The 24164-nt window shown below is 34.1% G+C and carries 28 protein-coding genes; 9 read left to right on the plus strand and 19 right to left on the minus strand.

Translation table 11 applies throughout. The annotated features are described in order from the left end of the window. Positions 1 to 71 precede the first annotated feature (71 nt). Positions 72 to 335: a DUF5367 family protein gene (locus ACZZZT_RS17555; protein WP_463461349.1), complete on the plus strand. Its 264-nt coding sequence runs from the start codon at positions 72 to 74 to the stop codon at positions 333 to 335. Positions 336 to 659: 324 nt separating this feature from the next. Then, positions 660 to 3038: a mechanosensitive ion channel family protein gene (locus ACZZZT_RS17560; protein ID WP_463461350.1), complete on the plus strand. Its 2379-nt coding sequence runs from the start codon at positions 660 to 662 to the stop codon at positions 3036 to 3038. A 381-nt stretch (positions 3039 to 3419) separates the two neighbouring features. Here the strand turns inward: ACZZZT_RS17560 and ACZZZT_RS17565 are convergent, their stop codons facing one another. After that, positions 3420 to 4298: an NmrA family NAD(P)-binding protein gene (locus ACZZZT_RS17565; RefSeq protein WP_463461351.1), complete on the minus strand. Its 879-nt coding sequence runs from the start codon at positions 4296 to 4298 to the stop codon at positions 3420 to 3422. Positions 4299 to 4379: 81 nt separating this feature from the next. Here ACZZZT_RS17565 and ACZZZT_RS17570 point away from each other — a divergent pair, with 81 nt between their 5' ends. Then, positions 4380 to 4751, plus strand: a complete 372-nt coding sequence (locus ACZZZT_RS17570) for a winged helix-turn-helix transcriptional regulator (RefSeq protein ID WP_463461352.1) — start codon at positions 4380 to 4382, stop codon at positions 4749 to 4751. Positions 4752 to 4768: 17 nt separating this feature from the next. Here the strand turns inward: ACZZZT_RS17570 and ACZZZT_RS17575 are convergent, their stop codons facing one another. The 15 genes from ACZZZT_RS17575 to ACZZZT_RS17645 all read right to left on the minus strand — a co-directional run bounded on the left by ACZZZT_RS17575 (position 4769) and on the right by ACZZZT_RS17645 (position 15259). Continuing rightward, entirely contained in the window at positions 4769 to 5092 is a 324-nt protein-coding gene (locus tag ACZZZT_RS17575; RefSeq protein ID WP_302095730.1) for a phosphoribosylpyrophosphate synthetase, read from the minus strand. Between the two features lie 98 nt (positions 5093 to 5190). Then, the gene (locus ACZZZT_RS17580; protein WP_463461353.1) at positions 5191 to 5700 is read right to left on the minus strand and encodes an alpha/beta hydrolase; all 510 of its coding nucleotides are present in this window, start codon (positions 5698 to 5700) and stop codon (positions 5191 to 5193) included. Further along, a complete protein-coding gene (locus ACZZZT_RS17585; RefSeq protein ID WP_463461354.1) occupies positions 5655 to 6122 on the minus strand; it encodes an alpha/beta fold hydrolase in 468 nt (155 codons plus the stop codon). The genes ACZZZT_RS17580 and ACZZZT_RS17585 overlap by 46 nt, the downstream gene beginning before the upstream one ends. 11 nt (positions 6123 to 6133) lie before the next feature. After that, positions 6134 to 7126, minus strand: coding sequence for an alpha/beta hydrolase (locus ACZZZT_RS17590; RefSeq protein WP_463461355.1), 993 nt, complete (start codon positions 7124 to 7126; stop codon positions 6134 to 6136). A 198-nt stretch (positions 7127 to 7324) separates the two neighbouring features. Beyond that, positions 7325 to 8221, minus strand: coding sequence for a sigma-54 interaction domain-containing protein (locus ACZZZT_RS17595; protein WP_463461356.1), 897 nt, complete (start codon positions 8219 to 8221; stop codon positions 7325 to 7327). A 17-nt stretch (positions 8222 to 8238) separates the two neighbouring features. Then, positions 8239 to 8892, minus strand: coding sequence for a hypothetical protein (locus ACZZZT_RS17600; protein WP_463461357.1), 654 nt, complete (start codon positions 8890 to 8892; stop codon positions 8239 to 8241). Positions 8893 to 9025: 133 nt separating this feature from the next. Beyond that, positions 9026 to 9298 (minus strand): cupin domain-containing protein, encoded by a 273-nt coding sequence (locus tag ACZZZT_RS17605; RefSeq protein ID WP_463461358.1) that lies wholly within the window; start codon positions 9296 to 9298, stop codon positions 9026 to 9028. Positions 9299 to 9323: 25 nt separating this feature from the next. Next, a complete protein-coding gene (locus tag ACZZZT_RS17610) occupies positions 9324 to 9479 on the minus strand; it encodes a helix-turn-helix domain-containing protein (RefSeq protein WP_463461359.1) in 156 nt (51 codons plus the stop codon). Further along, the gene (locus ACZZZT_RS17615) at positions 9449 to 10690 is read right to left on the minus strand and encodes a sigma-54-dependent transcriptional regulator (protein ID WP_463461360.1); all 1242 of its coding nucleotides are present in this window, start codon (positions 10688 to 10690) and stop codon (positions 9449 to 9451) included. The genes ACZZZT_RS17610 and ACZZZT_RS17615 overlap by 31 nt, the downstream gene beginning before the upstream one ends. Before the next feature lie 3 nt (positions 10691 to 10693). Then, a complete protein-coding gene (locus ACZZZT_RS17620) occupies positions 10694 to 11635 on the minus strand; it encodes a sensor histidine kinase (protein WP_463461361.1) in 942 nt (313 codons plus the stop codon). A 107-nt stretch (positions 11636 to 11742) separates the two neighbouring features. Then, a complete protein-coding gene (locus tag ACZZZT_RS17625) occupies positions 11743 to 12426 on the minus strand; it encodes a YoaK family protein (RefSeq protein ID WP_463461362.1) in 684 nt (227 codons plus the stop codon). Between the two features lie 17 nt (positions 12427 to 12443). Continuing rightward, positions 12444 to 12917 carry a Dps family protein gene (locus ACZZZT_RS17630; protein WP_073393857.1) on the minus strand — a complete coding sequence of 158 codons (474 nt, stop codon included), beginning with the start codon at positions 12915 to 12917 and terminating at the stop codon, positions 12444 to 12446. A gap of 14 nt (positions 12918 to 12931) precedes the next feature. Further along, positions 12932 to 13357, minus strand: coding sequence for a DoxX family protein (locus ACZZZT_RS17635; protein ID WP_463461363.1), 426 nt, complete (start codon positions 13355 to 13357; stop codon positions 12932 to 12934). A gap of 10 nt (positions 13358 to 13367) precedes the next feature. Further along, the gene (locus tag ACZZZT_RS17640; RefSeq protein WP_463461364.1) at positions 13368 to 15053 is read right to left on the minus strand and encodes an amidohydrolase; all 1686 of its coding nucleotides are present in this window, start codon (positions 15051 to 15053) and stop codon (positions 13368 to 13370) included. Positions 15054 to 15070: 17 nt separating this feature from the next. Continuing rightward, on the minus strand, positions 15071 to 15259 hold the full coding sequence (locus ACZZZT_RS17645; protein ID WP_463461365.1) for a hypothetical protein: 189 nt from the start codon (positions 15257 to 15259) through the stop codon (positions 15071 to 15073). A gap of 471 nt (positions 15260 to 15730) precedes the next feature. On the opposite strand from ACZZZT_RS17645, the gene ACZZZT_RS17650 reads away from it, so the two are divergent. Together ACZZZT_RS17650 and ACZZZT_RS17655 are read left to right on the plus strand one after the other, a co-directional pair. Beyond that, positions 15731 to 17971, plus strand: coding sequence for a tetratricopeptide repeat-containing sensor histidine kinase (locus ACZZZT_RS17650; protein WP_463461366.1), 2241 nt, complete (start codon positions 15731 to 15733; stop codon positions 17969 to 17971). 39 nt (positions 17972 to 18010) lie between these two features. Continuing rightward, complete coding sequence (locus tag ACZZZT_RS17655) at positions 18011 to 19291, plus strand: acetyl-CoA C-acetyltransferase (RefSeq protein WP_463461367.1); 1281 nt, start codon at positions 18011 to 18013, stop codon at positions 19289 to 19291. Between the two features lie 209 nt (positions 19292 to 19500). On the opposite strand, the gene ACZZZT_RS17660 is transcribed toward ACZZZT_RS17655, so the two are convergent. Further along, a complete protein-coding gene (locus ACZZZT_RS17660; RefSeq protein WP_463461368.1) occupies positions 19501 to 20112 on the minus strand; it encodes an FMN-dependent NADH-azoreductase in 612 nt (203 codons plus the stop codon). Positions 20113 to 20221: 109 nt separating this feature from the next. Here ACZZZT_RS17660 and ACZZZT_RS17665 point away from each other — a divergent pair, with 109 nt between their 5' ends. Further along, on the plus strand, positions 20222 to 20590 hold the full coding sequence (locus ACZZZT_RS17665; RefSeq protein WP_463461369.1) for a winged helix-turn-helix transcriptional regulator: 369 nt from the start codon (positions 20222 to 20224) through the stop codon (positions 20588 to 20590). A gap of 174 nt (positions 20591 to 20764) precedes the next feature. Here the strand turns inward: ACZZZT_RS17665 and ACZZZT_RS17670 are convergent, their stop codons facing one another. Then, positions 20765 to 21154: a DUF1634 domain-containing protein gene (locus ACZZZT_RS17670; RefSeq protein ID WP_463461370.1), complete on the minus strand. Its 390-nt coding sequence runs from the start codon at positions 21152 to 21154 to the stop codon at positions 20765 to 20767. Positions 21155 to 21158: 4 nt separating this feature from the next. Continuing rightward, positions 21159 to 21995 carry a sulfite exporter TauE/SafE family protein gene (locus ACZZZT_RS17675; RefSeq protein WP_073393851.1) on the minus strand — a complete coding sequence of 279 codons (837 nt, stop codon included), beginning with the start codon at positions 21993 to 21995 and terminating at the stop codon, positions 21159 to 21161. A gap of 408 nt (positions 21996 to 22403) precedes the next feature. On the opposite strand from ACZZZT_RS17675, the gene ACZZZT_RS17680 reads away from it, so the two are divergent. The 3 genes from ACZZZT_RS17680 (at position 22404) to ACZZZT_RS17690 (ending at position 24142) form a co-directional block, all read left to right on the plus strand. After that, positions 22404 to 23459: a sensor histidine kinase gene (locus tag ACZZZT_RS17680; protein WP_463461371.1), complete on the plus strand. Its 1056-nt coding sequence runs from the start codon at positions 22404 to 22406 to the stop codon at positions 23457 to 23459. Positions 23460 to 23621: 162 nt separating this feature from the next. Next, complete coding sequence (locus ACZZZT_RS17685; RefSeq protein ID WP_463461372.1) at positions 23622 to 23786, plus strand: hypothetical protein; 165 nt, start codon at positions 23622 to 23624, stop codon at positions 23784 to 23786. Next, the gene (locus ACZZZT_RS17690) at positions 23777 to 24142 is read left to right on the plus strand and encodes a hypothetical protein (protein ID WP_463461373.1); all 366 of its coding nucleotides are present in this window, start codon (positions 23777 to 23779) and stop codon (positions 24140 to 24142) included. Before ACZZZT_RS17685 ends, ACZZZT_RS17690 begins: the two co-directional genes overlap by 10 nt. Positions 24143 to 24164 lie beyond the last annotated feature (22 nt).

Raw genomic sequence — 24164 nt, forward strand, 5'->3', positions numbered from 1 at the left:
GAGTCTTAGTTTCTATATTTTAGGTTTTGTTCCAATAATAAATGGTTCCTTTAAATCACAAGCTGTAATATATGATATTCATTGTATTATACGCAAATGAAAGTGCATTATTTTATTATAAAAACGGAATAAAACTGCACGGATTGCTGCTCGGGATTATAATGTCGTTGACTGCATTGCTTTTAGATGCTTTAATAACAGTTCCGTTTATCGAAATCCCCAATGGAAGGAGTTATTATGGCTTTTTCAGCAGTCCTGTTCTTTGGGTTTTAGCAGGCATAAATTCGATAACAGTTTATTGTTTTTGGAGGATGAAAATTAAATCCGTAGTATAAGTTTGTATCGGAAAACCTTCTTTTAAACTTACAAAAAATCCAATTTTTATGAATTGGATTTTTTGTATTCAATATTAGATTATATATTCAAGTAATTAATTTTAAAAACCTGGTTTACAATATATTTATAAAAAAGTTACACAAAAGTTACATTCTTAAATTGAGTATAAAAAGGAAAAATAAGGTCTTAAAAAAACTTACTTTTTTATTTTCAATAACTCAATCAAAATCTTAAGATAAACTTCACCTTAAATCTTCTATTTTTGTACCGAAAGTTTACCAAAAAAATCTAAATTTGGAAACCCTAAATTCACACAAAACATTATGATTTTAAAAAGAAGTTTTATTGCTTTATTGACTCTGTTTGTCGGATTGCTTTTTGCGCCACTTTCCTATTCGCAAACGGACACTTTAAAAAAGGAAAATCCAAAAACGGAAACTCCGAAAAAAGAAACGCGTTCAAAGTTATTTGAAGACAGCGCCACCGACAGCGATTATTTGATGGCGATTGAAAAAGCAAGTGCCGCTATGGAAACTGCTTTTAACGATGCCGATTTTGATGGCGCAAGTCATCACTTGTTTGGCGAAATCAAAAGAACCCAAAGCAAACTCGATTTAATTTTAAACAGCCTGAAAGGCGCAAACCCAAATGCGCGCAACCAGCAAATGTATCGCATTGTTCTAAAAGAGATTCAGCTGGAACTTGAGGAACAAAATACGGCGATTAACCTGAGAAATCAGAATCTTGAAAAAATCAAGAGCCGATTTATCGAGCTGCGCAAGGATAAAGCCCTGATGACGCTGATAAAAGATACGATTCGCCGCAAGCAGTTTAAAAAAGAATTTGCCAATCTTAGAAGCAGATATAAAGCGACAGACAGCCTGATGACGAAAAATCAGGGAATTTTAAACAACAACAAACGATTGACTGTAGAAAGAAAAATTGCAGTATCAAATGCTTTGATTGCTGTAGACAATAAACTCGAACAGTCTGGAATTAGCATGCGCAAAAAAGAATATCCATTTTTGTGGAGCATCAACGATTCTGTGCCAAAAGAAAAAGTAGCGCAAAATATCGGCGCAAAAGTAATTATCGAAGAAAGTGTCGCGGCATATTACCTAAGCTATCGCGCCGGTGGATTAATTACGCTTTTATTTTTTATGGGAATTATGGGCTGGTATATTTCTCGCAATTTGAAATACCTGAAAGAAAACGGGCACGCTGAAAATTTATCGCTTTTTAATTTCAAATATCTAAACCGAGGTATCATCATTCCGGTTGCCGTAATTGGACTTAATATTGCCGTTGTGGGTAATTTATATGCTCCGGCATTGTTTATTGAGTTTCTTCACCTGATTCTACTGGGACTTCTTACGATACTTTTCAAAAATCAATGGTCTGGAGTTTCGATGAGAAACTGGCTTTTACTTTTAGGATTGTTTTTTATTCTTTGCTTCTTAGATCTATTTATCACTGTAGGCTTATTTCAACGCTGTTCTTTTATCGTAATTAATATTTTGGGCATAAGATATGGTTTAGTACAAATTAAGACCTTAAAAGAGCAATTATACATCAAAGGATTTTTTAAATGGGCTACGATTCTTTTTATCGGGCTGAATGTGCTTTCGATATTGCACAATATTTTTGGAAGAGTTTCAATCTCAAACATGTTAAGTTTAACCGCTTTTATTTCGCTTACGCAGATTGTGGCATTGAGTGTTCTTTTGAAAATAATTCTTGAAATCATCATTTTACAAATCTACACTACAAGAGTTAAACGCGGAATCGAAAAGATTTTTGATCACGAGCATTTATCTGAAACGCTTAAAAAACCGTTTATCATCGTAATTAGTTACATGTGGCTTGTTGTGATTGCTTCAAATTTAAATATCTGGGAATCGCTGCGAACTTCGTTGGGATCTTTACTTAGTCATCCAAACACCATTGGAAGCATCACTTTTACGCTAGGAAACATTATTTTGTTTTTCATCATTATCTGGGTTGCGCATTTACTTCAAAAATATGTCGCTTACTTTTTTGGTGAAATTGACGACGAAAACGAAGAAAACATCAACAAAAGACAACACTCAAAATTGCTTATTACGCGACTTGTTGTTTTAATCATCGGATATCTTTTGGCGGTTGCCGCTTCAGGAATGCCTCTGGATAAATTAAGCATTCTTTTAGGAGCGTTAGGTGTCGGTGTTGGACTTGGACTTCAAAACGTGGTGAACAACTTCGTATCGGGTATTATTTTGATTTTTGATAAACCAATCCAAATTGGAGATGTTATTGATATTAGTTCAGAATCCGGTCGTGTAAAATCGATGGGATTGCGTACAACCAAAATCAATGCGCCAAATGGTGCCGAAATTATTATCCCAAATGGTAATTTGTTATCGCAGAATATTACGAACTGGACATATACTGATAATTTTAAACTGGTAGATATTTCAATTGAAATAACCGGCGAAACAACTCCCGAAGCCATCAACGAAACTATCAACAAATCTCTGGAAAGTCTTCCACTTGTAAATAACGCCAAACCTTCGCAAATTTACTACACTTCGATTTCTGAAGGGAAATATAAAATACAAATCAAATTCTGGTGCAGTATTTACAAAACTGAAGAAACTGTTAGCGGTGCCCGTCAGACTTTGTTTAGTAATTTTAAAGCTAAAGGGTTAACTTTTTCAACATAAAACTAATTCGATTATATTTAAAAAGCCGTCAAATAATTAATTTGACGGCTTTTTTATTGAGCTGATTTGTGATATTACAAATATGCAATTTAGTTGCATTAAACCACTTAACCCTTATTAATAGGTTGATTTTCAATATTATACTAAACAATAACTTTAAGTGTTCGAGCAAAATTAGGTTTATATATTCTACTTATTCAAATTACTAATTCAATATATGTAATCCCTACGGGATATTTTATCTGTGTACATTTATTAATTTCTACCAATATTTAACTCCTAGCGGACTTCCGAAGTAATATCTCGGAGAGATTACATATTGGTAGAAAATCATTATTTTTCATATTGTTTTTTGTCCCGTAGGGACTACAACTTTATGAATTAAAATTTTTCAGCAAATTCTTTTGCAAAATCTTCTAATTTAATTTTTCCATCAACAGAAAAATTATTGCTTAAAAAATGCGCTGCAATTTTTCCACTTCTTAAACCTGAACCCATTTCGGTGTACATATTTGCAATTTCTTCCGGTAACCCGGCTTGCGTCATTCCTTGTAGAGATTGTTCATCTGTAAATTCAATCCACGGTAAATCGGTTTTACCAATCGCGTTTCCTAAAACACTGGCAACATCATTTGGCGTGCGCACGTCGCTAATAATATAACGGATATTTTTTCCGGTTGTGTCTTTTTGTAATTCTTCGGCTGCGGCAGCTGCAATATCTTTTGGATGTACAAATGGCATTTTAAGACTTGCAGGATAATTAGCTCCCACAATCCCTGCTCCTTTTATCATTGGTACATCGTTATACAAATTAGTAAAGAAAAATCCGGCACGTAAAAAAGTCACCGCTGTATTTTCTAATCCATTGTATATTTTTTCGATTTGATGCAATCCGGCAATCGGACCGGTTCCTTTTTCTAAGTCAGCACCAATACTGCTTAACATAACAACACGCTTTACTCCTGCTTTATTAATTGCTTCTGCAAAAGCTTTTCCTGCATTTACGGTATTCGAAATTATATTCGAACCCCCTAAATTTGGTGGCGTCATCGCAAAAAGGGAATCAGCTCCGGCGAAAGTTTCTGCCAAAAAATTAGCATCACTAACAGAACCAATTGCTGCTTTTGCGCCTAAGTTTTCTATATCCGATTTTCTATCAGCATTACTGCTTACTACTGTAACATCATGCCCTGAAGCAATTAAATTTTGCGCTAATGGTTTTCCTATATTCCCTAAAGAACCTGTAATTATAATTTTCATCTTTAAATTGTTTTTTATTTATAGAAACAAAGGTATATTTGTACTTACTTTTATACAAGTACTTACCCTAAAGTATGCATCATGACAGCAATTAAAGAATCATCAACTATACAGGAAAACAAGCAATATGCCTTAGACACTTGTCCGGTAACTTATGTAATGGAAAAAATTGGCGGCTATTGGAAACCCATTATTATCCACCATTTATCAATTGGCACTATGCGTTACAGCGAATTAAAAAGAACAATTCCGGCTATAACCGAAAAAATGCTGATTCAGCATTTGAAACAATTAGAAGCAGACGGTATTGTTATCAGAGAAGCAAAACCGGTCGTGCCTCCTTTTGTAACCTACAAACTGAGTAATTCCGGAAGAGGTTTATTGCCGGTTATCGAAGCAATGGCCGTTTGGGCGTTTAAAGAAAAGGACGGCATTTTTAGCAACGAAAACTGATTATATCAACTGGCTTCTTAATAATGGACTGCCAGTTTTTTTATCATTTCATCTGAGATTGTATCAGCATAAACACCAAAAGCGCTCATTAAAACGCCTTTTATATCATATTTAACCGAGCTGATTCCATAAACGATATCTTCATCTCCCGGGTCTGTATCGCCTTCAAAACGAAAATAATAGTCAATATTAAATTCTTCCGGCGATAATGACTGCTTTCCGTTGTTGTACAAAATACAATCTTCTGCAATATTGAAATCTTTTGTAAACCCTTGCTCGCCTAACCAGCGAAGCGCTTCTGTAACAGTATCAAATGATGGTTTTGAATTTGAGTTTTCCATTGTTTTTGTTTTATAAATTTTAATATTAAAAACCATACCGACCTCAATTTAAAAAAATCAGGATCAATATGGTTTTGTAACTGAATTAAATAATTCGCCTATTTCTTTAGAAATTTTATAAACTCTTCATTGAATTTATCTTTTTCTTCTACAAATAAAGCGTGTCCACTTTTCTCAAACGGAACTAAAACAGAACCTGCAATAGCTTTATTCATTTGTTCTGCCAAGGCAAATGACACAATTTTATCTTCTTTCGCATTAAATATTAAAGTTGGCACTTTAATTTTAGGCAAATCATCTCTTAAATCTTCGTCGCGCAAAGCAATCAAAGCCTGTTCCATTGCATATGGAGAAGACTGCATTTCGATTCCGCCAAGCCACGCTCCTATTCCCGGAGAAACTGATGTTGGAGATAACGTAAAATAACCGCCAATAGCTGCCAGTAAAGCCGGACGATCATTGTTATTTAATTCTACCCATTTTGAGATATCTTCTTTTGTAAAAAACGGATAAGGATAATCGGCCTTTTTTGTATGGCAAGGCGCTGCTGCAGCAAATAAGGCTAACTTATTAATATGGGCTGCATTGTATTTTGCAACATAATGCAACGCAATTGCGCCCCCATAGAATGTCCGCCAATTGTTGCATCCTTAATATCCAACTGGTCTAAAACCGCTTTAATATCTGTTGCAAACTGATCGTAATTGTATTTACCATAAGGCTTGTCAGATTGCCCAAAACCTCTTAAAGTAATACCAATAACACGATAACCCGCATTGACCAAAGCATGATATTGATATTCCCACATAGCATCGCTTAACGGATAACCATGAATTAAAACGACAGATTTTCCTTCGCCTACATCGGTAATATGCAATCTCACATTAGGCTCCACCTCAATATATTCTGCTCTTGCTTTTGCCGTTTCAGCCTTTTCGGTTGTTTGCTCTTCTTTTTTGGCACAAGATGTAAGTAAACTTATTGATACGAATACCAATAACAAATTTGTTATTCTATTTTTAGTTTTCATGTTTGAGTTTATTAGTTTTCGAAAAGGTATTTTTTAAGTTCGGCAGCAGCATGAACAAATAATGATTTTGTTTGAGGAATATGAGCCAGCGGATTCAATAATCCGAAGTCATGAATGGTTCCGTTGTAACGAATAGTGGTTACCGATACTCCTGCTTCGTTCAGTTTTCTTCCAAAAGCTTCTCCTTCATCACGAAGAATATCTGCTTCTGCAACCTGAATTAATGTTGGCGGAAAGTTTTTTAATTGGTCTAAAGTGGCATTAAGTGGCGAAGCATAGATTTGCGCGCGTTCTGCAGGATCTGTCGTGTACAAATCATACATCCATTTCATTAAAGGAGTAGTTAAGAATCGGTCTTTACCAAATTTCTTATAAGAATCTGTTTCAAAATCAGCAGCAACAATTGGCCAGAACATGATAAGAGATTTCAATTTTGGTCCGTTATTTTCGATTGCTTTTAATGCCGTTACTGCCGTCATATTTCCGCCAACGCTGTTTCCAACTACAGAAATTGTACTTCCGTCAACATTAATTTGATTTCCGTTTGCGGCTATCCATTTTGTTGCTGCGTAGATTTCGTTTACAGCTTGTGGATATTTTGCATCTGGTGTAGGTGTATAATTTACAAAAATTCCGGTTGCTCCTGACTGAACTACTAAATCACGAACCATTCTTTTATGGGTTGGATAATCTCCTAAAACCCATCCGCCGCCGTGAATAAAAATAAAAGCAGGCAATGTTTTTGTGTTTCCTTCAGGCTCAACTATATTTAGTTTTATAGTAAATCCGTCCTGTTCGATTGTTTTTTCAGATTCCTGAATTCCGGAATAATCAACTTCAACTGATTTTTGTGCACCAACTAAAACTTGCCTTGCATCAAGAGGTGACATTGACTCGATTGGATCGCCGCCGCCTGAATTTAAGGCTGCAAGAAAAACTTTGATTTCTTTTGAAATAGCTGCATCATCTGCAACATTTGAAATGGTAATTTGATTTGTACTCATGATTTATAATTATTTATTAAGGTTTCATAGGTTTACATCCAAACCATATACCTTAATTTTAAATATTTATAAATCAAATATTTACAATCATACCTATGATACTATTTTACGATATATCATAGATTTACAATTCGATTTTTTATTATTGTTTACATTAAACCCTATCGGTTTTTAAAAAATGTTTTAGTACATCCCGTTTCATTCAGAAAAATGTTCTTTTTTAATTCCGAGTTTTTTCATTTTTGAAACCAGGGTTGTCGAAGGAATTTCCAATTTTACAGCCGCTCCGTTTGGACCAGAAATTCTGCCGTTGCAAATTTTTATAATTTTAAGAATGTATTCTTTTTCAATTTCTTTTAATGGTTTTACCTGAAACGCATTAAAATTATTAAGCGCTAGAATTTGTTCGCTGTCTGATAAAAAACTTACATCGTTTATCATGGCTCCTTCTGATAAAAGAATACTTCGCTCTATGCAATGTTCCAGTTCTCTGATATTTCCGGGCCAGGAATGGTTTTGTATTGCTTTTAAGGCATTTGCAGATAATGCGATATTTTTTTTATTGGTATTTTGAGCGTATTTATTCAGGAAATAAGAACACAAATCAGCGATATCCTCTTTTCGGTTTCGAAGCGGCGGAATCATTATTGGGAATATATTTAGTCTGTAAAATAAGTCTTTTCTAAATCGCCCTTCTGCCATTTCGACTTGCAAATCGCGGTTGGTTGCGGCTATAATGCGAACATTTATTTTTATGGCTTTTTTGCCCCCAATTCTTTCAATTTCCTTTTCCTGAAGTGTGCGTAGTAATTTGGTCTGCATTTCCAGAGGAAGATCTCCAATCTCATCCAGAAATAAAGTACCATTATTGGCCAATTCAAATTTCCCGATTCTTTTTTCTATCGCGCCGGTAAAACTTCCTTTTTCATGTCCAAATAATTCACTTTCGATAAGATTCACCGGAATTGCAGCACAATTTACCTTAATCATCGGTTGATTTTTTCTGGATGAATTATAATGAATTTCGCGGGCTACGACTTCCTTTCCTGTTCCGCTTTCGCCCAAAATTAAAACTCCGCTGTCTGAAGGTGCCACCTGATCGATCAGGGTTTTTATTTTTTGATCTGAGTGCTTTCTCCAATAATTTCGGTTGTTTTTTGATTCTGACTTTCATCAATAGATTGAAATAGCTTTTGAGACGAGATATTTGCATTCTCTATTTTGTGTTTGATCAAAATATTAGAAACCGTTAAGGCTAAAGGCATCGACAAACCTTTAAGCAATCGGATGGCATTTCTGTCGAGATTTTGTGTTTTTTTAAAGAAAAGAAATAAAACCGAAGGATTGTTTTTATGGTATTGCAAAGGTATTGCTGCCATTTCGCGTATTCCCTGCAAATTTATATTTGCTATAAAAGAATCAGACTTTGTTTTTTTGTTTAAAAAAACATTATCGAATACAACAGGATCTGCAGATTGCATTGCAATATTAAAAAGATCATCCTGGGTATCGTACAATTTTCTCTCGGTTGCCCTAAAAATTTTCTGATCGTTGTGGTAAAACAAATAATATTGTTTTTCGCTGCTGTCTGTTGTTCCAATAGCAAAATAATCAAAAGATAATGTCTCTTTTAATTGCCCGTTTACAATTGGAGAAAGTTCATTGTAGGCAGAAACATTGGCAAAACTGCTGCTTAAAGAAAGTAAAAGATGGTGTTCTTTTTCGCGTTCCTGAATTGATTTTAATATTGCTTCTGTTTTGTCCATATTTATAATTTCAGAAAAAGAAGTAAATTTAAGATCAATAATGATTTACTTAATCATCAAATCGTAATAAAAATAGATTTTCTGGGCTTGTTTTCTATATTTTTAGTTTTGTGTCCTTTTCCGGTTGTGTCTTCTACCAAAAGAATCTCTCCGGTTTTAAAACTTCTTTTTCTCCCAAAGAAGTTTCAATTTCTACACCGCCGTCCAACAAAATGATATATTGTTTTTGCGGGGCGTTATGAAAATTATAATCGTATGAAGCCAGAACTTCTCTGAAAATAATATTTTTGACGGGCTGTGATTCTGAGAGAAATCCAATTTCACCATTATCTATAAGCGGAATCATCACATCTTCAAAATGACTTTCTCCGGCCTCATCGCTGTATATTCGGGTTAATGAAAACATACTTTACCGTTTAAAAATTAGTTCATTAAAAGTAACCTTGTTTTATGTTGAGTTTTTTCATTTTTGAATATAAAGTTGAAGGCGAAATTTTTAACATTTCTGCCGCTCCGCCCGGACCAAATACTTTTCCGTTGGCTGCTTTTAAAACATTCAAAATATGCTCCTTTTCCATATCTGCCATGGATAAGATTTCGTTATCATTTTCTTTTTTATGGCCGGAATGTCATTTGAAATATCAAATCCTGTAATTTCATTTCCTGTTGCCAGTAAAATACTTCGTTCTATCAAATGTTCTAATTCTCTAATGTTTCCCGGCCAGTCGTATTGCTGCAATTGTCGCAAGGCATGATCTGAAATTATTCTGATATTCCTTTTGGCTTTCTCTGCATATTTATGGAGAAAATAATAGGCTAAATCTTCTATATCTTCTTTTCGTTCTTTGAGAGTTGGCAATTCTAAAGGAAAAACATTCAACCGATAATATAAATCCAGCCTAAATCTTCCTTCTGCAACTTCAGACGGAAGACATCTGTTTGTGGCCGCAATAACCCTGACATCGAGTTTGATTGTTTTTTCGCCGCCAAGCCTTTCGATTTCTTTTTCCTGTAAAACCCTTAATAATTTTACCTGCGAATCTAGTGGCAGCTCTCCTATTTCATCCAGAAAAATAGTTCCTCCGTTGGCTTGTTCAAATTTTCCAATTCTAACAGTATCTGCTCCGGTAAAAGCCCCTTTTTCATGACCAAATAATTCTGATTCAATCAAAGATTCCGGCAATGCAGCACAATTTACAACCACCAAAGGTTTTGCTTTTTTTGGCGATAAAGAATGAATTAAGTGGGCAATTTTTTCTTTTCCTGTTCCGCTTTCTCCCAAAATCATTACAGAAGTTTCTGTTGGCGCCACAATCTCAATTTTTTGCATTAAATCGAGCAGTTTTTTATTTTTGCCAATGATTTCTATCTTTTTATTTTCTTTTGATGAAGATTTTCCAGAAGTAGCATTATTGAGATTTCCGTTTTCTACGCTGTATTTATATCGTGCAATATCCAGCATTACAAACAAATCACGTTCTCTAAACGGTTTTACCAAAAAACCATAAGGCTGGGTTTCTTTTACGGCATTTAAAATAGAATGATTGGTATTGGCAGAGATGTATAAAAAAGGAATTTTTTTGGTTTCCAATTCCCAGGCAAGATCAATTCCCGTAAGGTCACCTTTTAAAATAATATCGAGTAAAACCCAATTTGGTTTTTGTGCGTCAATCAAAATTCGGGCTTCTTCTACAGATGCGGCAATTCCGCAAACTTCGTAACCTGATTTTACCAGAATCATTTTTAAGTCATTTGCGACAATAAATTCATCCTCAACAATTAAAATTTTCTCCTTCATTATTTATGATTTGATTCCATTTTTCTTAAAGTTTAATATAACCGAAAGTCCGTTTTTACTTTCGACTTCAAAAGAACCATCAATTTGATTGCTTAATCCGTACATTAAATTCATACCAAGCGAGTTTCTGTTTTTTAACTCAAAATCTGGAACACCTACTCCATTATCCGAAATAATAAGCTGGTATAAATTATCCTGCTTTTCTTTCAGCAAAATTTTCACTTCGCCTTTGTGTGTTTCAGGATATGCATATTTCAGGGCGTTTATGATGGCTTCATTTAAAATTAAGCCCAAAGGCATAGCCTGCGCCACATCTAAATCGACATGATCTATATCTAACAAAAAAGCAATTTTATGATCTGCATCAAAAACAGTTTTTAAATAACTTACCAGTTCAGGAATGTACCAGTGCATGTCTATCGTAGATAAATTATCATTTTGATATAGTTTTTGATGTATCAGTGACATCGCAAACATCCTGTTTTGACTGTCTTGTATGGCCAAAAGTGCATCTTTATTTTCAAGATAGGCCGACTGGGTGTTTAAAAGACTAATTACAACCTGCAAATTGTTCTTTACACGATGATGAAGCTCTTTTAGCAGCCATTCTTTATCCAAAAGTAGTTTTTTTAGGCTTATACTCTGTTCATTAATTTTTTCCTCTTTTAAAACTAAATCCTTATTTATTTCATTTTTAGAACTATAACATTTGTAGATGATAACAAAAATTAAAAAAAGTAATCCGAGTATTATTACAACATGGTATTTTGCAGTTTCCTGATAGAAATTACTTTTTTTAATGTCTTTATAATTTAAAATATCAAAAGCCAGTGAAATCTGTGTGAAATCAAAAAAGAAGAAAGCTTTATTGGGTTTTACAATTGTTTTTTGAGAGTGCTCAATTTCATGAATAAAAACCGGATCGTTTAAGGTATTGGTTTGCATAAAAAGGTTTTGATTCGTAATCCAGAACAGGATCACGAACCAAAAATGTATATGAAATTTTTTAAGGCAACTTTCTTTATACATAACCTGCAGCTCTGTTATTTAACTCATAACTTTGTTTCCACTTTGATATGATTGTTTTTTAAATAGCAAAAAATCATAAATATTCCCGGAACCAAAACAGGTATCAATCCCCATGTTTTTCCGGCAATAGCACCTAAAAAACAGCCAAGTAAAAAACCTCCGATGGTTACAAATTGCTTTTTAAAACTTAACTGACTGTTGGCGTCCTTAAATTTTGATTTTAATAAAGTACCAATATCAAGCGCTGCCTGTGTAACATTTCCGGTCATCATGGTAGTTGGGCCGTGGGTTTCTTTGCTGAAGATTTTACCAAAAGCATTTTGCAATCCCATCGCAAAGACAATTAGCATGGCTATGATATACATGGTCCATAAATTATCCATTTTTAAATAATGGAATAAAACTGCCAATAATCCGCTGAGTGTTAAAATGCAGCCTTCCCAAAACAATATTCTATATTTTAAGCTGGATTTTGCAGCAATATAACCGCCAATTATTACTGAAATAATGAATATTGGAAACGTTAATAATTTTATCCAGGCATAAACATCATTTCCGTTAATGACCTGATACGCAAAAACAATAAAGTTTCCCGTTACGTGGGCAGAAAACAAAGTGTCTGCCGCAACAAAAGTCAGCGTATCACAAAAACCGGCTATTGTAGTAAGCAGTAATGTGATGTACCAAATGCTTTTAGGCTGTTCCATACTATTTATTTTAATATTTATCTTAAATGAGAGCGTAACATCCACGCCATTTTTTCATGCGTTTCCATCAAACCTGTAATATAATCGCTTGTTCCTAAGTCCTGATATTCATTGGCATAAACAGTAATATTTTCACGTAAGTGTATAATAATACTTTCATGATCTATTAAAAGCTCTTTGATGAATCCTTTACTGTCGTTATTTTCTTTTGTTTGTTCGGTAAGATGTGTCAATTCCAGAAATTCTTTTAATGTCGCCGGTGCATAATGACCTAACATTCTGATTCTTTCTGCAACGCCATCGATTATTTCATCAATCTGATTGTATTGTTCTTCAAAAAACAAATGTTTGTTATAGAAATCATCACCTTCAACATTCCAATGTGCTTTTCTGGTTTTGGTGTATAAAATAAATTCATCGGCCAAAATCTGACATAATGAATGTGCTATTTTTGATAAATTTTCCTGCTTGATTCCGATTTGAGTTTGCATGATTTTAATTGGTTTTATAGTAAATTTAAAATATAATGATCTAAAGAATAAGTACCTGCGCCCAATGCTAATAAAAACAGCAAAGTGACGGTGTATATGTACGGAACATCTCTAACTTCAAGAGAATCTTTTCTGTGAACGACAAAATATCCAACTGCTGTAACACCAATTGTGGGCAAAATGAACAATCTTGTCCCTAAGCCAAGAATGATAAAAAAGGGCACAACAGTATCTGAAAACGTGGCAACTAAACCATTTAGTTTTTCCGGTAAATGCAACGGATTGGGTACATGTTCGCGTTCTCCGTTTTCGACCCTGAATTTTTTCATTCCGTGAACCCTGAACAATTCAACAGCAATTAAAATTCTAAAAACCAATAAAGCAATGTTGTTGATGTCGCTTCCAACATCTGAATAAAGTAGTAATTTAATTATTTCCATTTTTAATGTATTAAAAAGCAAAACATGAGCAGCCTAATGCGCCCCAAAAAGCGTTGTAATTATTGACCGGAACTGTACTCAGTCGTGCAGCATTATGATCGTGGGCATGAATATCACAGCTTCCGGAACAGCAATGAATTTGTGCAGCATTATTTACAGTTGAATTTGATTTTTTCAGTTTTAAATCAATGGCATTTTTGTTGTGCGATTCGGCGTGATAATAACCGTTGTAAATATTGGTTGGCGACCAGTCCGGAAGTATCGGAATTGATGGCGGTGAAAACGAAGAGAAATCTCCTTTTGCATACACAATTTTTCCGTCAACAACTGTAAGAACCGATTCTATATTTTTAATGTTTTCATCGTCGACTGTAAAATAATCGCGGTCCAAAACCACAAGATCTGCCAGCATTCCGGTTTCAATATTTCCTTTTTTATTTTGTTCCTGCGAAAACCAGGCGCTTCCCTGTGTATAAAGCTGTAACGCAATTTCGCGGCTCAAACGGCTTTCATTATACAATTGCAAACCACCAACGGTTTTACCAACTGTAAGCCAATACATTGAAACCCACGGATTGTAACTGCTTACTCTTGTTGCATCTGAACCTCCGCCAACCGGAATTTCCATTTCAAGCATTTTCTTGATTGGTGGTGTGTTTTCGGCAGCTTTTGCGCCGTAACGATCTGTAAAATATTCGCCCTGATACGCCATTCGGCTTTGAATTGCGATTCCGCCGCCCAAAGCTTTTACTCTTTCGATATTGCGTTCGTCGATCGTTTCGGCATGATCAAATATCCATGGCAAATTATTAAACGGGATTTCTTTGTTTACTTTTTCGAAAACATTCAAAAATCGGGTAATACTTTCATTATAAGTTGCATGAAGTCTGAAAGGCCAGCGATTTGCGACCAATAACCGAATTACTTTTTCTAATTCTGCTTCCATATTTTCCGGAAGATCGGGTCTTGGCTGCAGAAAATCTTCAAAATCTGCTGCCGAAAAAACCAGCATTTCCCCCGCTCCGTTATGGCGGTACATATCATCGCCCTGATATAATTTTACTTCCTGAATCCATTCATCAAAATCTTCAAACTCTTGTTTTGGGCGTTGCGTAAATAAATTATAGGCAATACGAACGGTTAGTTCTTTCTTTTCATTTAATTCATTGACAACTTTATAATCGTCCGGAAAATTCTGAAATCCACCTCCGGCATCAATAACACTTGTGATTCCGAAACGGTTTAATTCTTTCATAAAATGACGGGTCGAATTAAGCTGATGTTCGTACGAAAGTTTTGGGCCTTTTGCCAGAGTCGAATACAAAATCATGGCATTTGGCGAAGCAATTATCAAACCTGTTGGTTCTCCGTTTGCATCTTTTTGGATCACTCCTCCAGCAGGCGCCGGAGTATCTTTGGTAAAACCAATTACTTTTAATGCCGCGCGATTCATAAAGGCACGATCGTATAAATGCAATATAAAAACGGGTGTTTCGGGAGCAATTGCATTAATTTCCTCAAGGGTTGGCATGCGTCTTTCGGCAAACTGAAATTCAGACCAGCCTCCTACTACACGCACCCATTGCGGCGATGGCGTTCTGTCAACCTGTTCTTTCAACATTCGCATTGCATCTGCTAACGACGGAACTCCATCCCAACGCAATTCAAGGTTATAATTTAATCCGCCGCGAATCAAATGAATATGGGAATCATTTAGTCCGGGAACGACTCTTTTTGATGCAAATCGATCAATTTTGTCGACGCATCACTATATTCTACAATTTCGCTATCGCTGCCAACTGCAATAAATTTTCCGTCTTTAATAGCGACCGCTGTTGCGTTTTTATAATTGGTGTTGAAGGAATGTATTTTTCCGTTGAATAAAATTGTATCTGCTTTCATATTCAAATCCTTTTTTGATTTTTATTTCCGTCAACACTCTATTCAATAAAGATACCTAAAGTTTTAAACGGTTATAATACAAGCTCTTTACCATTTTTTCTTTAATTGAAATTTACGATATATCGCTAATTTATGATGTGTTTATTATATTCAGTAATTGTTGCTTAATATTGTGCTTTGTTTTTCTTTACCGTTATATAAATTTTCAATTGCAATAAATCAATCTTAAAGCTTTTATTAATTCAAAATTTGATTGGCTTTTTTACTAATCATGCACTTTTTTAGTTTTGAAATATTTAAAAGATAATTATGGTCAAATTCTTGTTTTCAAAAGGATATTAATCAAAAAATGACATAGCTTTGCTATCCTGTAGTAAGATTTATATCTTCTGACAAGCAAATTTATTAGCCTCAGCAACTATTTATGCAGTAGTAAATTAAAACTGATTACAGCATTCAACTATACTCTTTATGTATCATTTACTTAAAAACTGTTTTTTAATTTTTCTTTTTCAATTGAGTTTTACTGCCTTGTCGCAACCCTTATTAAAACAAGAAAGTGATAAAATAAAAGCTGAATTAAAAACAAAACTAAATGATACCGCACGTGTTTTAAAACTACAAAAACTGAGTTTATACTATGTTACAAAAGTTGGTGAAGAAAAAGCCGATATGGACAGCAGTTATGTTTTTGCCAAACAAGCTGAATTAATCAGTGACAAAATCAGGTTTTATAGGGGGAAATGGATGAGTCATATTTTATACTCACAAATATATCGCGAAGGCGGAAATCCTTTTAAAGGCAAAAGAGAACTTAAGAAGGTTTTTGAAATTGCGAGAAAAAACAATACTTCCTGGCTCGAAGGCGAAGCTTACCGGGAACTGACCAATTATTATAGTCTTGACAGCGAGATTGGCGAACGAATAAAAGTGGTTGAAAAGGCTTATCAGGCTTTTCAAAAAGGCGGTTCTAAACAACAAATTGCGGATATTTTACTTTATTATGGCGGTCATTATTTTTTTATGGGAGATTTTAAAGCGGCTCTTCAAAAATTTAATGAAGCCAAGGTTATATATGAAACCATTGGCGATACTAGAAATCAGAATTTATACAGTCATCTGGCCGAAACGTATTCGAAACTGGGTTTGTATACCGAAGCTGTAAAATTTGGACTGATCTCTATAGAAATTGGGGAAAAAAATAAGGATGTCTATTATATGACAGAAGATTATACCAATCTGGCGCTTACGTATTATAAAATGGAAAATTATGAACTGGCGTTAAAATACCACCAAAAATCTTTTGATGGCAGTTTAAAGCTGTATTCTGAATTTTTACCTTTTTACAACGCGAGCTATATTATTAAAGATTTACTGAAACTTGGAAGGAAAAAAGAAGCCAAACAATTTTTAGACACAAAGGTTAAAGATTTAAAGGTAACCGATGCGAGGGATTTAATCTGGCTTCAAATATGTTATATTGCTGTTTATGATGATTTGGGCTGGTATAAACTGGCCGATAAATATTGTAATAAACTAATAGAACTTCAAAAAGAGAATAAAACGCTTTTACCCGTAATTTCGAATCTTGAAATTAATAACAACATTGTAAATCACTTATTTAAAACTAAAAATTATCAACTGGCGGCAGAATATCTGGATCGCAATAAAAAATTGGGTGCTTCTATCAAAGACATTAATATGATAATTAACAGTCATATGATGGCTTTCAAGTTAGATTCGGCATCCGGGGATTATATTTCGGCAATAGCCAATCTTAAAAAATATCAAAAAGCAAAAGACAGTATTTTTAATGATGTAAAGTTTTATCAGATTTCAGATTTGCAGATAAAATACGAAACGGCAAAAAAGGATAAAAACATTCAATTATTAACGAATGAAAGTGAACTTCAAAAAGTTAAAATAAAAAATGACAAAGTAGTAAAACTTATTGCGGGTTTAGTTTTAATTTTAGTACTTATTATTACGGCATTGATTTTTAGAAGTTATAAAAACAAAAAAGAGACTAATAAACAGCTCCAGATCAGTAAAAGCAGAATTGAAAAGAAAAATAAAATCCTGCAGAATGTTGTAAAGGAAAAAGAATGGCTTTTGAAAGAAGTGCATCATCGTGTAAAAAATAATCTGCAGGTTGTGATGAGTTTATTAAACACACAATCTGTTTATTTAAAAGAAGAATCGGCTGTAAATGCGATAAAAGACAGCCAGAACAGAATCAATTCGATGTCGCTGATTCACCAGCGATTGTATCAGTCAGAAGGGCTTTCGTGCATTAAAATGCCGGAATATATTAAGGAACTTATCAGCTATTTAAAAGACAGTTACAACACAAATTACAGTTTTGTAGTTGATGTTGAATATATTGAAATGCATGTTGCGCAGGCGATTCCGATTGGTTTAATTTTAAATGAAGCCATTACAAATGCCATAAAATATGCTTTTACAGATGAGAAAAAAGGAAAAATTACCATCTCGCTAAAACATTTTCAGGGTGATTCATTTTTACTTGAAATTGCCGATAATGGCGTTGGGATTGAAGGAGAAATTGATATTGAAAAATACGATTCGTTTGGTATGAAACTAATGGAAGGACTTAGTAAAGATTTAAACGGAAAGTTCAGTATTACAAGTTCAAACGGATTAAAAGTGTCTGTGATTTTTGTTTACGATTATGCTTTTACGGTCAAATAAAATTAAAATATCCAATATAAATTTAACTAAATCATTACTATGGAAAATCAGGGTAAAATTAGAAAAGTAGCCATTGTGGGTTATAACCGAATTCCTTTTGCAAGGGCAAATACTTTTTATTCAGACGTTAGTAATTTACAAATGATGACGGCAACGCTTGATGGTCTTGTGGCAAAATACAACCTGAAAGGCGAATTACTTGGAGAAGTTGCTGGCGGTGCTGTAATTAAACACACAATGGATAATAATTTGATTAGAGAGTGTGTTATGAAAACGGCTCTTGATCCTGCTACTCCTGCCTGCGATTTACAACAAGCCTGTGATACCGGTATTGAAAGTGCTATTTATATTGCCAATAAAATTGCTTTGGGCCAAATTGATTCGGGAATTGCGTGCGGTGTCGATTCTATTAGTGATATGCCTATTGCTGTGAGCGAAAAGCTGAGAAAGATATTGCTGGATGCCAGAAAAGCAAAATCGCTGGGAGAAAAAATAAACATATTTTTAAAATTGAGGCCAAAAGATTTAACTCCGCTAGTTCCCAGAAATGAAGAAGCTCAAACCGGACTTTCGATGGGCGGACATACTGAAATTACGGCTAAATATTATCAGATTCCGAGAGAAGATCAGGATAAACTGGCGCTTCAAAGTCATTTGAATATGGCAAAAGCATACGACGAAGGTTTTTTTGATGATATGATTACGCCTTTTAACGGACTTGAAAGAGATAATAATCTTAGAAAAGACAGTACGCTTGAAAAACTGGCAAAACTTTCTCCGGCTTTTGATAAAGTAAACGGAACGCTTACAGCAGGAAACTCTACTCCGCTTACTGATGGCGCTTCGAGTATTCTTTTGGCCAGCGAAGAATGGGCAAAAGAGCATAATTTGCCAATTCTTGCTTACATCACACATGCCGAAGTTGCCGCCATTGAATATGTAAAAAACCAACAGAATTTATTGCTTGCGCCGGTATTTGCAGCGACAAGAATGCTTGAAAAAGCAAACTTAACATTGCAGGATTTTGATTTTTATGAAATTCACGAAGCATTTGCAGCTCAGGTTTTGGCTACTTTAAAAATTTGGGAAAGCCCGGAACTTACCACAGCATTGGGATTAAAGAAAAATCTTGGCGCTATCGACAGAAGTAAACTAAATGTAAAAGGAAGCAGTCTGGCAGCCGCACATCCGTTTGCAGCTACAGGCGGAAGAATTATTGGCGTTATGGCAAAATTGCTAAACGAAAAAGGTTCCGGAAAAGGTTTTATTTCTATTTGCGCCGCAGGTGGACAAGGGATTACTATGATTATTGAGAAATAATTATTAATGGTTAATTATTAATGATGAATTTTGAATTCGATCCTGCAAGGTTTTCAAAACCTTGTAGGTATTTCTAAGTCTTATTAAAGGTAATTATTAACTGCTATAATTCCTAAAACTTAAAATTCGATCCTATTACTTTAAAAATATACCTACAAGGTTTTGAAAACCTTGCAGGAATATAATTAGCCATTAACAATTAACAATTATTAAAACGCATATTCTTCAACGCTTGCTAAGGCTTTTGGTAAAGCACCTTCTGCAAAATCAGGAATTGCTGTTCCTTCAACACGGAAAACAGTAATATCTGTCATTCCCAAAAAGCCAAGTACGGCACGTAAATACGGTTCTGAGAAATCGTAAGCTTTGTACGGGCCATCAGAAAATATAGCTCCTGAAGCAATTGACAAATACACTTTTTTATTCGTTACCAATCCTTTTGGCGAACCATCAGCATAACTAAATGTTGCCCCTGCCCTTGCAACCTGATCAATCCATCCTTTTAAAACTGCGGGAATTCCGAAATTGTACATTGGTACCCCAATTACAATAACATCGGCTTCTAATAAATCTCTTATCGCTTCATTTGAATATTTAATAGTTTCTTGCTGTTCTGCTGTATGTGCATCTGCCGGCGTGTAAAATGCCGCCAAATCCAATCCGCTTAAATATGGTGAAGGCGCTTTAGAAAGATCAGATGTTTTTACCTGACTTTCCGGATATTCTGCTGTCAATTTTTCTAAAATGGCGTTTGACAATTTGATGCTAAACGAAGCATCTCCTTTTAAACTTGTCGTTATATTCAAAATTCTTTTGCTCATGATTATCTATTAATTTGTTTTATGATACAAACTTATATATATTTACTATCCCTTTTATAGTACTATCCTCAAGGATAGCGCTATCCTTGAGGATAGTAACACAATTGGTATGATAAAAAACGACGAAATAAAAGAATTTGCCCATAGACCACAAGAATACATGGCCGCATTATTGCCGGTAAGGGATGCTTTAGAAGTTTTAAACGGAAGATGGAAATTGCCGATTTTAATTGCTTTATCTGACAGACCAAAACGATTTAAGGAGATTTCGAAAGACATTAACGGAATTACCGATAAAATGCTTTCGAAAGAACTTAAAGATCTGGAAATAAATAAATTGGTAACAAGAACGGTTTATGATACGTTTCCGCCAACAGTTGAATACGCGCGAACGGAACACAGCCAATCACTTACCCATGTAATTATGGCATTGAAAGATTGGGGCACATTACATCGCAAGGAAATTATTGGGAAATAATTAAAAATTGAGAATTAAAAATCTTTCTCATAACTATCTCAAAAAAAGCGTTTCACTTCATATTTTTTCACGCAGATTTTAAAAAGATTTTAGCAGATGCACGCAGATGATTATCCAAATTTAAATCTGTTCAAATCTGCCAAATCTGCGTGAAATAAAATCTAAAATCTTTTCTTAATGCGAAAATCCGAATGAAATACTAAGGATAATTATTCCGATGACAATCGCAGTAATAGCAACATAGAGATAATCTTTCTCTAAAAGAAAAGAAAACAGCGAAAGCAAAACACGAAATACCGGCGTAAGAAATAACAATATTACTCCAAAAAAGATAATCGATTCTCCACTTCCGTGAATGACGCCGTTGTAAACATTGGCAAATACTTCAAAAATATTTCTGTCGTTTTCTTTAAATACCGAATAATCTTCGATGTCGCTGCCGTGGTGCATCAAATAAACAATTCCGCCAATAAAAGCTACTGATAATGAAATCCATACACCGTAGCGCAATAAATTACCTATAATGGTTTGAAAATCTTTTTCTCCAAATTTTTCCTGTGTCATAGTTTTAGATTTTTCCATTAAGTCCGTTATAAATCATGTTTACTGCCAATACAAATATCAGGCACGCAAAAAAGATGCGGAGTTTTTTAGGGTTTGTTCTCACCAATATTTTTGCTCCGGCCATTGCGCCAAATAATACCCCAATTACAACAGGCATGCATATTCCGGGTTCTATATAGCCTTTTTGAATATAGATTACAGAACTCGCCATTGCGGTAACGCCCATCATAAAATTGCTGGTTGTGGTAGAAACCTTAAACGGAATTCGCATAATATTGTCCATCGCAATAACTTTAAAAGCTCCTGAACCTATACCCAGTAAACCAGACATCATTCCAGCAAGTCCCATCATGCTAAAACCGCCAATTACATTTTTGGTTCCGTAATGTACAACTTGTCCGTCGTGCGTAGGATATGTTCCCTGCAAATGAAGTTTTTTTGCTAAAGGACTTGATTCTAAAACAATATGTTCTTCTTTTTTTCTTAAGGAATTAATAGCCGAGAAAATTAAAGTCAATCCGAATAAAACGGCTATGAAAGAAGTTGGTGCAATAGCAGAAAGTAATGCCCCGCCAACTGCGCCAATTGTAGTGGCGATTTCGAGAAAAATTCCCAAACGCATATTCGTTATTCCTTCTTTTACATATGCCGCCGCAGATCCTGAAGAAGTTGCAATGACCGAAACTAAAGCCGCTCCAATGGCGTAATGAATATCGACGCCCAGCACAACAGTTAAAAGTGGTATTATAATTATTCCGCCGCCCAGTCCTGATAATGAACCAATAAAACCGGCTAAAAAAGCACCCAGAATCATAATCAGGGTAAATGTAAGTACTGTCATGTGGTATATTATTTGGCTACTAATTTACGAATACATATTGGCTATTGCAGTACTATACTTTTCAATATTATAATAAAAAGCTCACATTTATTTTAAACTGCTTGTTTTTCAACTAAATAAGTACAACTTAAAAATGCCTTAAAAATTTTAAAAAATGTAAAAAATAGCCATTTGATTACGAAAAAAATGATTTGATGATATAATTTATTAAAAATGAAATAAATACTGCATTTTAAGTTTACAAATGCAGAGAATCCGATTTAAAAAATAATTAGCAAAAATGACACTGTTTTAATTGTTTTACACTAATTTTAAGCCGCAAAAAAAAGTTGCGTTATTCTTATAAACCCCAAATTTACAAGACTTTAACTGTAATGTTTTTATTATTGATTTATAAAACTAAAATGTATGGTACTTTGTTTTAAAAGGCTTTATTTATTGTTGTTTTTATTTGTATCAATTGGTTTGCAGGCGCAAACGGAAAGTACAAAACTGCTTATTTCTTCTTCAATTCACAATTCACATGCTTCTCTCATTTTTAATGCTGTTGTAAGCAATTCTGTCAAGAACTTTTTGCTTGCAAGTAATGAAATACAGGATACACAATTGTTTATTATCGTTACTTTTTTGTCACTTTTGATCTTGATTTCGGGGCTTTTATTTCAAACTTACAGAAGTTTAAGCGCACAACGTTTATTAAACAGCAAACAAGAAGAAATCAATTCTCAAAGAATAGACAGTTTGCTAAAAGAACAGGAATTAAATTTGATTAAAGCCTGGATTAATGGCCAGGAAAAAGAACGTGAGCATATTTCGCAGGAAATATACAATACGATCGGCAAAAATTTGGCTGCTGTAAAACTCCAGCTAAATCATCTGAATAATAGTAATTTAAAAAACATTACGAAGATTAATCTGCAACTGGAAGAAACTTACAAACTAGTACGAAACTTATCTAATTCTTTGGTTCCCAAGAAATTTAGTCCTGACAAGTTTTGCGAAGTTTTAGAAACATATATCATCAATTTAAGTGCGGCGAGCCAATTAAAAATATCGTTTCTTACTTTTCCGAAAAAAGACATTAATACTATTAATGAACTTATTCAAATGGAAGTTTTTAAAATAGTTCACGAGCTTTTAAACCATACAATAAAATATGCAAAAGCTTCACAAATCGAAATTCAGCTAAATCTTGTAGACAATAGTCTAAGCCTTTTATTTAAAGATAATGGAACTGAATTTCATACTAAAAATTATATTCTGGGATTTGGTTATATTAATTTAGAAACCCGAATTCATAATTTAAAAGGTTCGTTTTTAATAGAATCTAAGCCCAAATCAGGAACTGTTATTGAAATAGAAATTCCGACTTTAACTGAAACATCAAATTCAAAAAACAAATTTAAAACCGTAAAAGGTATCAATTTAAAGAACCAGCTGGATGAATTGAATAGCAGGCTTTAAATAAGACTATAATATTACTTAATAAGATGCACTTCATATATTTTTGAAGTGCATTTTTTTTATAACAACCTGTAAATTATGAAATTATGAAGCATTTTTGTGTAAATATTTAAAAATCATAGCGGTTAAATTTGTAATATTAATTATTTAAACCTTATTATTATGAATACTTCAAATCACAGAACCAGCAGCACTACAGGTGCAAAAATGTCGGACAAAAAATCTGATATGAAATCTACTACTTCGAAAAGCAATGCGAAGTCTGCAACAGACAAAAAAGCGAATTCTAAAAAAATTAATTTCATAAAAATAGTATTATGGAAATAGAAAAAAGAGAAGATTACGGTCGTCGCGACCGTAATTTTCATAATTCAGAGAATGTTACGATTAGCGCCAGAGAACAAAGCATACAAGAGTTAGGATATTGGGACTTGGAAGATGATTTGAGTATTTATAGCCAAACAGACAGCCATCACCCAAGATTTGCTAAAAACCCTGATGAAGAAGAAAAAATCATCAATCAGGACGATGCTATTACGAATGATGAAAATCAGGAAGAAGCTGACCAAAAGCTTGAGGATTATTATGATGAAGAAGAAAATGATATTTATGAAGAAGAGGAAGAAGAAGACTTGTTTAGAGATGCAGATTTATCAGGAAATGGCAAATTTAGAGTTGAATAAAACTTTACTTCAAAAAACATAA

It is taken from the genome of Flavobacterium sp. AC274, from assembly GCF_979258275.1.